Source organism: Pseudomonas sp. B414 (genome assembly GCF_055408445.1).
Genome location: NZ_JBUZTQ010000020.1, coordinates 13487 through 26524, shown reverse-complemented (window position 1 = coordinate 26524; position 13038 = coordinate 13487). Strand labels below are relative to the sequence as shown.

Below are 13038 nucleotides of genomic sequence, written 5' to 3'. Positions count from 1 at the left end.
CAAAGACCCCAGGCGAACCCGGGGTCTTTCACATCATCAGCGACGGCGGAACAGCGGCATCGGCTCATCGGTTGAAGACTGGTAGGTCACCGAGAAATCCTTGAGACCTTGCAGCGCTTCGTACGGATCTTTATCGGCGCGAATGGCAAACGCGTCAAAGCCGCAGCGGTGCAGATAGAACAATTGGTCACGCAGGACATCACCAATGGCGCGCAATTCGCCTTTGTAACCATAGCGGTCACGTAGCAGGCGGGCATTGGAGTAGCTGCGGCCATCGGTGAAGGCGGGGAAATTCAGGGCAATCACCTGAAAGTTGGCCACGTCTTCGCCGATTTCTTCAGCTTCTTCATCGCTGTCCAGCCACACGCCGAGGCCGCCATCGCGGGCCTTGAGGGCATGGCCGTGTTCGCGCCACATTACCAACGGGACGATCAGGTCGTCGCAGTTGGAGATTTCGTCAAAGGTGGTTTCCTTGGGCAGCAAGTGCCAGGTTTCATCGATGACTTCGTTGTTCTTAATTATTCGCTGCATAGACGCGCTCCTTGAAAGGGTCGATGCCGATACGCTGGTAGGTGTCGATAAAGCGCTCATCTTCGGTACGTTTTTCAACATACACATCGATCAGCTTTTCGATCACGTCCGGCATGGCGTCCTGGGCGAAAGACGGGCCAAGGATTTTACCCAGGCTGGCATCACGGCTGGCGCTGCCACCCAGGGAAACCTGATAGAACTCGGCGCCTTTTTTGTCGACACCCAGAATCCCGATATGACCGACGTGGTGGTGACCACAGGCGTTCATGCAACCGGAGATGTTCAGGTCCAGCTCGCCAATGTCGAACAGGTAATCCAGGTTTTCGAAGCGACGCTGGATCGATTCGGCAATCGGGATCGATTTGGCGTTGGCCAGCGAGCAGAAATCGCCGCCGGGGCAGCAGATCATATCGGTCAGCAAACCAATGTTCGGCGTGGCGAAACCGTTTTCACGCAACTCGCCCCACATGGTGAACAGTTGGCTCTCTTCAACATCGGCCAGGATGATGTTCTGCTCATGGGAGGTGCGCAGTTGGCCAAAGCTGTAGCGATCGGCCATTTCGGCAATGGCGTCCCACTGCTTGTCAGTCACATCGCCCGGCGCTACGCCAGTAGGCTTGAGCGACAGGGTGACGGCGACATAGCCCGGCTTTTTGTGGGCCAGGGTATTACGGGTGCGCCAGCGGGCGAAACCCGGGTGCTGCTTGTCGAGTTCGGCCAGTTCAGCGCCGAAGTCGGGCAGGGCTTTGTAGTCCGGGTCCACGAAGTGCTTGGCAATCCGCTGCACTTCAGCTTCGGTCAGGGTGTTCGAACCACCGCGCAGGTGCACCATTTCGGCTTCCACGCGCTCTGCGAACACTTCAGGCGTCAGTGCCTTGACCAGAATCTTGATCCGCGCCTTGTACTTGTTGTCACGACGGCCATAGCGGTTGTAAACCCGCAGGATGGCTTCGAGGTAACTGAGCAGGTCCTGCCACGGCAAGAACTCATTGATAAAGGCGCCGATGACCGGAGTACGGCCCAGACCGCCACCCACCAGTACGCGGAAGCCAACCTCGCCAGCCGCGTTGTATAACGGCTCCAGACCAATGTCATGCACTTCAATGGCGGCACGGTCAGAGCTGGAACCGTTGATCGCGATCTTGAACTTGCGTGGCAGGTAAGCGAATTCCGGGTGGAAGGTGGTCCACTGACGCACGATTTCGCACCAGGGGCGCGAGTCAATCAATTCGTCGGCGGCAACACCGGCAAACTGGTCGGTGGTGACGTTGCGCAGGCAGTTACCGCTGGTCTGAATAGCGTGCATTTGCACGGTGGCCAGCTCTTCCAGGATATCCGGGATGTCTTCCAGCGCAGGCCAGTTGAACTGCACATTCTGGCGGGTACTGATATGGGCATAGCCCTTGTCATAGTCGCGGGCGATTTTGGCCATCATCCGCGCTTGACGCGAAGTCAGCTGGCCATACGGTACAGCGACCCGCAGCATTGGGGCAAAGCGTTGAACATAAAGGCCATTTTGCAGGCGCAGGGGGCGGAACTCTTCTTCGCTCAGCTCACCTGCCAGATAGCGTCGGGTCTGATCCCGGAACTGCTTGACGCGGTCCTCGATGATCTGCTGATCGTACTCGTCATATACGTACATATAGGTCCTGTTCTCAGGCTGCTAACAGCTTATCTGCGCGCACGGCCGCGCACTCCCCAAGGAGCGAGGCAAGATACCAGTTTGTAGTTATGCGCAAAAGTGATGTTTAAGCATATGCAAAGAACCAAAACGACTATAAGCGGTTGATTCTCAATCCCTTACTTGAAAGAAGGGCATTGCTGGGCTTAACTGTTCGAAGGACTTCAAGCAATCACCCATAAAACCGAAAAAAGGCGATGCGATGAGTACTCCAGTCAAAGCGCGTAAAAGCGACAGCAAGGTCGATGCATGGGCCATTTTCTTTCTGATTGTGCTGGTGGTTGCCACCGCCGTGTTCTGGGTCAGCCACCAGTAATACTCAGCCTTTTATACACCCGCCAGGTACAGGACCAGCTTGACGATCCCGTACAGGGCCAGCGCAAAACACAAGGTAAACAGCAAGCCCAGAATCAGGAACTGGCCGGGTTTGCCGTGGGTGAAATCCCTGGCGCGGTTTTTTCCGCTTTGCACGCCAAAGGCTGCGGCCATCACGCTGTGCAGTACTTGCCAGAAGGTCGGCGGCTTGTTGTCTGGATCATCCATGAGGTCCTCCGGTGCCAGTAAGTGGTGCTGCCTACGATAGAGCGTAGTCAAGAACGATATATAGATACCGCCAAATACACTGACTCTTTGGTTGTACTGAGGCTTCTCAAGCGAGCTATCAGGAGAGGCTCAATGACCAAATGGCGAGTATCCGCAGGCCTCGGCCCGCACGCAGCATTTATCAAAAGCAGGCTGCCCGGCTGGATCAGGCACAGCAGGGTGGTGGACGTACAGCGCCTGAAGCAGGGCCTGCTGGCGCGCCCGCGGGCCGAAGATGCCCAGGCACCGTTATGGTTGCGTGAGGCACTGGCTGGCTGCCAGGCGCGCAGTCGCCAGGCCAATCAAGCACTGGCGCGTACTCTGAAAGACTTGCAGGGCATCACCCAGTTTGCCGAACCCAGGCTCAAGGAGGCGCTGCACAGTCACAGTGCACCAGGCGTAGAAATCGATGTTAACAAGAACCGCCTGTTTTACCTGCGCCGTGACCAGCCGGTGCAGCACCAGAGCCTGCTGCAAGCAGCGCTGCTTAACTTTGAAGGCAATGAAGAATTCTCCCTGATGGTCAATGGCCAGGTCAGTGCCCTGGCACCCGAAGGGGCCTTGGCGGTAGACAAGTGGGTCCCCGAAAGCGCAACGGATACCTACTCGCAGCTTGCCGATACGCTCGTGCATGGTACCGGTGAAGTCGTCGGTGAGCTTGAGCAAACGCGGAAAAACCTGAGACCTGTACCCGGCTTTGAATATCGGGAAAAGCTCACTATGACGCCCGAGGTTTTTTCCCGTCTCTGCCGGGCGCTGGATCTGGGCCAGCAATATCAGGAGCATCTTTACCAGGTGTTCGAGGCGCCCGACAAGGCTCCGAGGGTGAGCTACCAGATGATTCGGGCGCAAAAGGAACTGCTGGGCGTGCGCCAGAATATTGCACTGATGCAAAAGGACATCTCCCTGCACGCCTACGACATGCTGCAGGCGGTGCTGGACAGGGCGCCAGCGCCAAAACTGCATGGCAAGCCCGTGGCCTTCAGCCAGTTGCAGCTGTATGGCTTTACCCTGGGCGAGATTTTGCTTATTGGGCCCTATCGCTCAACGCTGCCGGTGATGGAGTGGGCAGGCTCACGGCTCGGGTTCGAAATGCCGGTGATGAAAAAGCCGGATATGGAACCTTTGCTGGTGTATATACCGGGGGCACCGTTGTATCCACTCAAGGAATACCCCTCACTCGAAGCATTCCAGTATGAGCTGGGGCTGAATTTGCGTACTGAGGAGTATCAGCAACTGTTTGCCAGCCTGGTACCCGAGGGGCAAGCTCAGACTTTTTTGGCTCGCCTCAACGCCCAGCTTTACAAAACCCGGCCCGACCCCGCTACGGGGCAAGCGGCGGTTTATGTTGACGAGGTGGATCTGCGGCTGGGCCAGCGTTACCTGGATACGCCCCCCGCTGCTCTGTTCGAGGCGTTGCACCGCCTGCATGTGCAGCGTCTGAAGGGCAACGCGCGGTTGCTCGCCGTGCCCACCGCCGATGCCGACAGCCAGTTGTTGCAGCAGCGTCTGGATTACTACCTGGGCCTGGGCATGGATGCGGTAAATGTGGCCGCTTTTTTTGTCCCCGGCCTGGGGGAAGTCATGATGGCAGTCATGGCCCTGCAAATCGGCATGGAGGTTTATCACGGTATCGAGTCATGGGGAGTCGGCGACCTTGAAGGGGCCTGGGCGCATTGTGAGAGTGTGGCGATAAACCTGGCCGTGGCCGGTGTTGTGGCTGGCGCCGGTCATGGGATCAGTAACGTTGCGGGCGGCACCCTGGCCCGATGGGGCGATCAACTGATCCCGATCAAGTTGCGCGATGGCCAGACCCGCCTGTGGAAACCGGACCTGACCCCTTATCAGTGTGATCCCCGGTTACCTGCTCAGCTCAAGCCCAACGCCCTGGGGCAGTATGAGATGCAGGGCAGGCTCTATGTGCAAGTGGATCAGCAGTTTTATGAACTGACCTCTGATCAGGCGCTCAACGAATGGAGAATCAGGCACCCGACGGACGACAAGGCGTATCAGCCAGAACTCAGGCACAACAATGCCGGTGCCTGGCGCCACAGTCATGAGCAACCGCTGCAATGGCAGCGCCAGACCTTGTTGCGGCGGCTGGGATTTATGACCCGGGGGTTCGATGACGCAACCCTGGCCCAGATGGCCGATGTTTGCGGGGTGGGTGACGATGCACTGCGCAAGGTGCATGTGGACGGGCTGCTACCGCCGGCACTTCTGCTCGATACCCTGGAGCAGTATTGGGTTGAGCGGGAATTGGGCCAGCTCCAGCCATCGCGTAACCGGCATCTCGCTGATAAGTTGCGCACCGAGCAAAAAGCCCTGTTCAGAAGCCTGACGCAAAGCGGCGAGCAGGAAGACGCGCGAGTTGAGGGGCTTTGCCGCAGGTTTCCCCTGTTGTCAGAGCGCACGGCCAGGGAAGTCCTTGCCCAGGCCGGCCCGGCAGCCCTGACCTCGGGCACCCTCGATGATCTGGCCCGTGCTGCTGCGCAGCAATGCAGGTTGAGCCGGGCGCTGGCCGGTTTGTACTTGCCGGGCCTGGCGTCGGCCGACAGCGAGCGTCTGGCGGCGCATTGCCGGGAAATCCCCGGGGTCGGTCAAGGCACTGAGGGGCGCTATGCAACCTCGCATCGCCGCGAGATGGCGCGTGTGCTGAAGCTGCGCGAACCGCGCGCAAGGCCCGACCTGCAATGGCTTAATGGTCAGATCGGCTATGCCTTGTCCGGGCGTGGCGACGCATTTGATGTCGACCCATCTCTGCTCAGCAGAATGCGCACCATCTATCCGAACATGACTGACGAAGTGGTCAGCCGTTATCTCTACGAGCGTCAGAGTGGCGGCGAATCGTCGCAGCATCTGTTTCATTTTCTGGCCAATCAGGAGCGTGAACTGGGGCAATTACGCGCCACGCTCGAACATTGGCAGCACTCGGGGAACCAATGGGAGCGCCAGCCGGTGGTCGACAGGGTGATCGCCTGTTGGCGAGAGGGTTTGCAACGTACTCAGGAGCCTTTTGCCTGTCTTGATTTCGGTTCCGTCGGAGATTTTCCGGTTCTGGACGCCGACTTTTCCCATGTGCGGGCATTAAAGCTGGATGCGGACCTGATGCTCAGTGAACCGGAAGCAGGGTTTGTGAAACGCTTCCCGACTGTGCAGCGTCTTGAATTGAGCGATATCCGTGAAAGACTGATGGCGGTGGTCGAGGCGCTGGCGCAACTGCCGGGCATCAAGGAGCTGTCCCTGTACGCGGGGTATCCGGGGTTCACCCAGGCCTTTATGAGCCGGCTTTCCTCAATGGAGCAACTTGAACAGTTGACCCTCCTGGGCTCTCTGGACGAACTGGACGTCAGTGCCTGGCCGGGGCTACGGGTGCTGCGGCTATCCGGGCATCTGCAACAGTGGCCGGCCGGGGTGTTCGGACTGGAGCATCTGCAGGCGCTGGACCTGTTTGGTACCTCAATCAGAACCTTGCCCGACGAGTTGTTCACAGAGCCGCGCAGCTTATGGCGCAGCTTGCGTCTGGACTGGTCGAGCATAGATCCGCCAATGGTCATCAAAGCCTTTGATTACCTGCGTGATGAGCCTGCCCACCTGGTAGATCTTGATCAATGGATGGCGCAGTACTGCCAAGGTTGCCTGAGGCAGTTTGGCCATCTGGGTCAGTACTCCTTCGACGAGGTATTCGCCCGATCCTCTCTCAGAGGGCAGGGATTGCCAGAACTGTTCAGGCAGATCAACGCGTTGCACGCAGAGCATCAGGCGCTTATGGGGGTTGTAGAGGCCTGGGTGAATAAGAGGCCGTTGTCGGCAGACATGTTTTTTCGCAGGCTTCTGGCTGACAAGGTCCAACACTGCTGGAGGGCCGGAATTACCCTGCGGTTGGGGGTTGATGAGCCGGTTGCCGGGCCTGCCTGGCGGCGACCTTCAAACCGCGGGGTTCTGGATCTATCGGACGGGGTGGTAAGCGACTTGCCACAGTTGCCCGCGAGTGGCTTTAGCCATGTTGAGCATCTGGACATGAGTAATCTGAATGTGCCACCAGATGAAATTAATGGATTTATCGGTTTGTTCAGCAACATTCGCAGGCTGAATCTAAGTCGCAACAACCTGATTGCATTACCGCCAGCGCTGAGTGAACTGCGGCAGATCACTGAACTGAATCTGGCTTTTAACGAGTTGACGGTAAACCCGTCTACCCAGGGCTGTTTGAACCGCATGGGCGAGCTGCGAAACCTGAATTTGCAGCGCAACCGGGTTACATCCCTGGATGTGCGCATGCTGCCCCGACTGCAGGTGCTCAACCTCAGTGAGACGTGTATCCGGGAATGGCCCGCCGGTGTGCTGCAACTGACCTCCCTGCGCCAATTGAATCTTGCCCGCAGTGCGATCACAGGCGTCCCGCAGGCGGCATTGACAGGTCATGAACAGTTGCTGGCCGGCACCTATCTGAGCGGCTGCCTGTTGTCGCCCGCCAGTTGTGCCGAGTTGCTGGCCTATGCGCAACGCACAGGTCACGACAATGTCGCAGGGATCGACGTGGGGTTGCTGGCACAAGGTAAAACCGGGGGCACGCCCGAGTATTTCCCCCAGTCGGTATCAGACAACCCGGAACTTTTGCTGGCCGATCTGCCCCAGCTGTCCCCCGGTGAGGTGCAATTGACCCCGGCAGCTTTGCTGCAGAGATTGAATCCTGATTTGACCCTGGCTGAGGCAATTGCGGGCATCGACGGCATGCAGGCCAATATGGGGGCACAAGAGCTTGCTGCCCGACTTGCGCAATGGGCCGCGCAGCAGGGCGAGTTGATCCACAGGCTCAACAACTGGATTGATACGCCAGGCTATAGAGAGGGTGGACGCTGGGTCAGTGCGCTTGATCGCAGGCGGGCGGCTGACCGGATCATGGGTTCCTGGCGTCAAGCCCTGGTGGGTGTGCGAGGGCAGGGCAGCCATACCCTGGACTTTTCAGATCTGTGTTTGGGGGATATACCGGCATTGCCTGTCACGCTTGAGCATATAACGACCTTGAACCTCAATGGCGTCAGGCTTGGCGGCGAGGGTACTGTTGCCTTTATCGCTGACTGTCCTGCATTGAACACCTTGCAGCTCAGTAATAACGGGCTCACCCGCCTGCCCGAAGTGGTTGGCTGGTTAGCCAGTCTCAACCGGCTTGAAGCCAGTTACAACGGCCTGGAGGACAGCGAACAGTTGCATCGGCAATTGCAAACACTGCCCCGCCTGGAGTGGCTCGACCTCAGCCATAACCGTCTGGAGCGTTTCGATTTGACTGGATTGAACCAGTTGCACACCCTCGACCTGAGCGGTAACCGACTGGTGCAGTGGCCTTCTAATGCCCTGAATACGCCCACGCTCAGAACCATGAATCTGAGCAACAATCTCATCGAGGACATCCCCACAGCGTTGTTTGAAGGCAACAACGACAGGCTGATGGCTGACACCGATGTCTCAGATAACCTGCTGTCGTCCTCGGGGTATCGAACCTTGAGGGATTACATGGACTTCTCCGGCAATGGCCTGGGTTTCACCCGGGAAGAAATCGAGATGGCGCTGCTTGATAGCGACGAATCAGACAGCTCTTTTGGCGCGATGGATGAGGATCTGGAAAACGCGATCTCAGAGCCTGAGGAGGAGCAAAAGGCCCGCTGGTTCGAAGGCGTTGCACATGACTCACCCAAACATGGGATCTGGTCGGGCCTGCAGGCTCAGGAGGGCAGTGAAAGCCTGTTTCATTTGCTCAGTGAACTGAAGCATTCCCGTGACTTTATTCAGGACAGGGCCGACCTGACCAGACGGGTATGGGAAGTGCTGCAGGCCATAGAGTCGGACGCAGGGTTGCGCAGCGATGTGTTTACCCGCGCACGTTCGCAGTACACCTGCGGTGATGGCCGGATTCTGCTGTTCAGCAATATCGAAGTGAAAGTCTATGAATTCAATGTGCTGAAATCAGTAGTTGCGGGGGAAGAAGGGGCCGCTCTTCTAAAACTCTCCAGAGGGCTGTTCCGGCTGGGGCAGGTAGAGGAAATCGCCCAGGTGCAGGTGAACCGGCGACCGAGAATAGACCCGGCTGAAATTCGTATGGCCTATCGCGTCGATCTTGCCAAGCGTCTGGATCTGCCCCGCCAGCCCCAGGACATGCTCTACAGAAACGTTGCCAAAGTCAGTGCCGAAGATCTTGAAGCTGCTTATGTTGCGGTGCTGGCGGCAGAAAACACTCCAGCCTATCTGGAGCAGTTGCTGGCACGTGAATATTGGGTGGATTATCTGAAGCGCAAGTACCCACAGGAATTTGCCCAGATGGAGCAGGCTCGCCAGGAGCAGGCTGACGAACTGGAAGACCGTCATCCGGATTTCGGCGCGGCTTACAGTATTGAGGTAGAAGCGCTGGGCAAAAAGAACACCCGTGAAGAACGGGAGTTGTTGGTGCGTCTCACGGAACGTGAGCGCGCTGAAATCGAACACCTTTGAGAAAAACCGCAGGAGCCGTGATGACTCCTGCGGGGGTTTCAGCCCTTAGTTGTCATACCCCAGGTTGGGTGCCAGCCAGCGCTCGGTCACGGTCAGATCCTGGCCTTTGCGCGCGGTGTAGCTGTCAATCTGGTCCTTGTCGACCTTGCCCACGGCAAAGTACTGCGCCTGCGGGTGGGCGAAGTACCAGCCGCTGACCGCTGCCGCCGGGAACATGGCGTAGTGCTCGGTCAGGAACACCCCGCTTTTGCCTGCGCGCATTTCTTCGGCTTCAGGCTCCAGCAAGGCGAACAACGTGCCTTTCTCAGTATGGTCCGGGCACGCCGGGTAGCCGGGAGCAGGGCGGATACCGCTGTATTGCTCCTTGATCAGCTCTTCATTGCCCAGCTGTTCGTCCTTGGCGTAGCCCCAATAATGGGTTCGTACCTGCTGGTGCAGCCATTCGGCACAGGCTTCGGCCAGACGGTCGGCCAGGGCCTTGACCATGATCGAGTTGTAGTCGTCGCCTGCGTCCTGATAGGCCTTGGCCACTTCTTCGGCACCGATGCCTGCAGTGGTGATAAAGCCGCCCACGTAGTCGGTCACGCCGCTGTCCTTTGGCGCGACAAAGTCGGCCAGGGAGAAGTTTGGCTTGCCGTCGGTCTTGATGATCTGCTGGCGCAGATGATGCAGTTTGGCGATTGGCTGGCCGTCTTCGCCATACAACTCCAGATCGTCATCGTTGACCTGATTGGCCGGCCAGAAGCCAAATACCGCACGGGCGCTGATCAGTTTCTCGTCGATCAGTTTTTTCAGCATTTCCTGGGCATCGGCATACAGCGCGGTGGCCGCTTCGCCGACCACTTCATCGGTGAGGATGCGCGGGAATTTGCCAGCCAGGTCCCAGGAGATAAAGAACGGCGTCCAGTCGATATACTCGGCCAGTACCTTGAGGTCGATATTGTCCAGCACCTTGGCGCCGGTGAAAGTCGGCTTGACTGGTTGGTAGCCGGCCCAGTCGAACTGCGGCTTCTTGGCGATGGACGCGGCGTAGCTCAGGCGTTCGGTACGGGCACTGCGGTTGGCGGTGCGTTCGCGAACTTCGACGTACTCGTCGCGGGTTTTCTGCACAAAGGCGGGTTTGAGTTCCTTGGACAGCAACTGCGTGGCCACGCCCACGGCGCGGGAGGCGTCGGTCACGTAGATCACCGCATCGTTCTGGTACTTGGGCTCGATCTTGACCGCGGTGTGCGCCTTGGACGTGGTCGCGCCGCCAATCATCAGTGGCAGATGGAAGTTCTGGCGCTGCATCTCGCGGGCCACATGAACCATTTCATCCAGCGACGGGGTGATCAGACCGGACAGGCCGATAATGTCGCACTTCTGCTCCTTGGCCACCTGGAGGATTTTCTCCGCAGGCACCATCACGCCCAGGTCAACGATGTCGTAGCCGTTACAACCCAGCACCACGCCGACAATATTTTTGCCGATATCGTGGACGTCACCTTTGACGGTGGCCATCAGGATCTTGCCCTTGGCCTCCGGCTTGTCGCCTTTTTCCAGTTCGATAAATGGAATCAGGTGAGCCACGGCCTGTTTCATCACACGGGCGGACTTGACCACCTGCGGCAGGAACATTTTGCCTGCGCCAAACAGGTCGCCAACGATGTTCATACCCGACATCAACGGCCCTTCGATCACTTCGATCGGACGTTTGAACGACAGGCGCGACTCTTCGGTGTCTTCGACGATATGGGTGGTGATGCCCTTGACCAGCGCGTGCTCCAGGCGTTTGTTGACGTCCCAGCCGCGCCATTCTTCAGTCTCGGCTTCCTTGACGCTACCATCGCCCTTGTACTTGTCGGCGATGGCCAGCAGGTTGTCGGTGGCATCCGGGGTGCGGTTGAGCACCACGTCTTCCACGGCATCGCGCAGCTCGGTCGGGATCTGGTCGTAGATCTCCAACTGACCGGCGTTGACAATACCCATGGTCAGGCCGTTGCGGATTGCGTATAGCAGGAACACCGAGTGGATCGCTTCACGCACCGGGTTGTTGCCGCGAAACGAGAACGACACGTTGGACACGCCGCCGGAGGTCAGTGCGTACGGCAGTTCGTCGCGGATGTAGGCGCAGGCGTTGATAAAGTCGACAGCGTAGTTGTTGTGTTCTTCAATACCGGTGGCCACGGCGAAAATGTTCGGGTCGAAGATGATGTCTTCCGGCGGGAAGCCGACGTCGTTGACCAGAATGTCGTAGGAGCGTTTGCAGATTTCCTTTTTGCGCGCTTCGGTATCGGCCTGGCCGGCTTCGTCGAAGGCCATCACCACCACGGCGGCGCCATAGCGCTTGCACAGTTTGGCGTGATGGATGAACTGCTCGACGCCTTCTTTCATGCTGATCGAGTTGACGATGCCCTTGCCCTGGATGCACTTGAGGCCGGCTTCGATCACTTCCCACTTGGAGGAGTCGATCATGATAGGTACGCGGGAGATATCCGGCTCACCGGCGATCAGATTGAGGAAGGTGACCATGGCCTTCTTCGAATCGAGCATGCCCTCGTCCATGTTGATGTCGATGATCTGCGCACCGGCTTCAACCTGTTGCAGGGCCACTTCCAGGGCTTCGGTGTAGTTGTCTTCGCGGATCAGCCGGGCAAAGCGAGCAGAACCGGTGATGTTGGTACGTTCACCGACGTTGACGAACAACGAGCTGCGATCGATGGTAAACGGCTCAAGGCCCGAGAGGCGGCAAGCCTTGGGGATATCCGGGATCTGGCGCGGCGCATAACCGGCCACGGCATTGGCGATGGCCTGGATATGCCCCGGCGTGGTGCCGCAGCAACCGCCGACGATGTTGAGAAAGCCGCTTTGGGCGAATTCTTCAATGACCTTGGCCGTTTCTGCTGGCAGTTCGTCGTATTCACCGAATTCGTTGGGCAAGCCCGCGTTGGGGTGAGCCGAAACGTAAGTGCTGGCCTTGTTCGACAGCTCTTCCAGGTAAGGACGCAGTTCGCTGGCGCCCAGCGCGCAGTTCAAACCCACCGAGATCGGTTTGGCGTGGCTCACGGAGTTCCAGAACGCTTCGGTGGTCTGGCCCGACAGGGTGCGACCGGAGGCGTCGGTGATGGTGCCGGAAATCATGATCGGCAACTCGATGCCCAGCTCTTCAAATACACCCTGTACAGCGAAGATCGCGGCTTTAGCGTTGAGGGTGTCGAAAATGGTCTCGATCAGGATCAGGTCCGAGCCGCCTTCGATCAGGCCTTTGGTGGCCTCGGTGTAGTTTTCCACCAGTTCATCGAAGGTGACGTTGCGGTAGCCGGGGTTGTTGACGTCTGGCGACAACGAGCAAGTACGGCTGGTAGGGCCGAGCACACCGGCGACAAAACGTGGTTTGTCCGGGGTTTCCAGCGTCTTCGCATCGGCCACCTTGCGCGCAACGCGTGCGCCTTCTACGTTTAGCTCGTAGGCCAATGCCTGCATGCCGTAATCGGCTTGTGAAACCTGGGTGGCGTTAAAAGTGTTGGTTTCGAGAATATCGGCACCGGCATCCAGATACGCCTTCTCAATGGCCCCGATCACATCGGGACGGCTGAGGATCAAAAGGTCGTTGTTGCCTTTGACATCGCTCGGCCAGTCGGCGAAGCGTGTGCCACGATAGTCGTGTTCCTCTAGACGGTAGCTTTGGATCATAGTGCCCATGCCGCCATCGAGAATCAGAATGCGCTCTTTGAGGGCTTGCTGAAGTGCTTGTAGACGAGCGCTGCGGTCAGACATAG

Annotated in this window: 5 protein-coding genes; 1 reads left to right on the top strand and 4 read right to left on the bottom strand. The window is 58.2% G+C overall.

Translation table 11 applies throughout. The annotated features are described in order from the left end of the window. Positions 1–36: 36 nt before the first annotated feature. The 3 genes from ACZRMH_RS16895 to ACZRMH_RS16885 form a co-directional block, all read right to left on the bottom strand. Complete coding sequence (locus tag ACZRMH_RS16895; RefSeq protein ID WP_464014390.1) at positions 37–531, bottom strand: DUF934 domain-containing protein; 495 nt, start codon at positions 529–531, stop codon at positions 37–39. Continuing rightward, positions 515–2173 carry a nitrite/sulfite reductase gene (locus tag ACZRMH_RS16890; RefSeq protein WP_464014389.1) on the bottom strand — a complete coding sequence of 553 codons (1659 nt, stop codon included), beginning with the start codon at positions 2171–2173 and terminating at the stop codon, positions 515–517. Before ACZRMH_RS16890 ends, ACZRMH_RS16895 begins: the two co-directional genes overlap by 17 nt. 366 nt (positions 2174–2539) lie before the next feature. Beyond that, positions 2540–2755 carry a DUF2970 domain-containing protein gene (locus ACZRMH_RS16885; protein WP_464014388.1) on the bottom strand — a complete coding sequence of 72 codons (216 nt, stop codon included), beginning with the start codon at positions 2753–2755 and terminating at the stop codon, positions 2540–2542. 132 nt (positions 2756–2887) lie between these two features. On the opposite strand from ACZRMH_RS16885, the gene ACZRMH_RS16880 reads away from it, so the two are divergent. Next, positions 2888–9280 carry an NEL-type E3 ubiquitin ligase domain-containing protein gene (locus ACZRMH_RS16880; RefSeq protein WP_464014387.1) on the top strand — a complete coding sequence of 2131 codons (6393 nt, stop codon included), beginning with the start codon at positions 2888–2890 and terminating at the stop codon, positions 9278–9280. A 45-nt stretch (positions 9281–9325) separates the two neighbouring features. On the opposite strand, the gene metH is transcribed toward ACZRMH_RS16880, so the two are convergent. Continuing rightward, positions 9326–13036, bottom strand: coding sequence for a methionine synthase (gene metH / locus ACZRMH_RS16875; RefSeq protein ID WP_464014386.1), 3711 nt, complete (start codon positions 13034–13036; stop codon positions 9326–9328). Positions 13037–13038: the final 2 nt, after the last annotated feature.

Coding starts and splice junctions, on each gene's coding strand:
- ACZRMH_RS16895 (WP_464014390.1), bottom strand. CDS start 531: ATGCAGCGAATAATTAAGAACAACGAAGTCATCGATGAAACCTGGCAC.
- ACZRMH_RS16890 (WP_464014389.1), bottom strand. CDS start 2,173: ATGTACGTATATGACGAGTACGATCAGCAGATCATCGAGGACCGCGTC.
- ACZRMH_RS16885 (WP_464014388.1), bottom strand. CDS start 2,755: ATGGATGATCCAGACAACAAGCCGCCGACCTTCTGGCAAGTACTGCAC.
- ACZRMH_RS16880 (WP_464014387.1), top strand. CDS start 2,888: ATGACCAAATGGCGAGTATCCGCAGGCCTCGGCCCGCACGCAGCATTT.
- metH (WP_464014386.1), bottom strand. CDS start 13,036: ATGTCTGACCGCAGCGCTCGTCTACAAGCACTTCAGCAAGCCCTCAAA.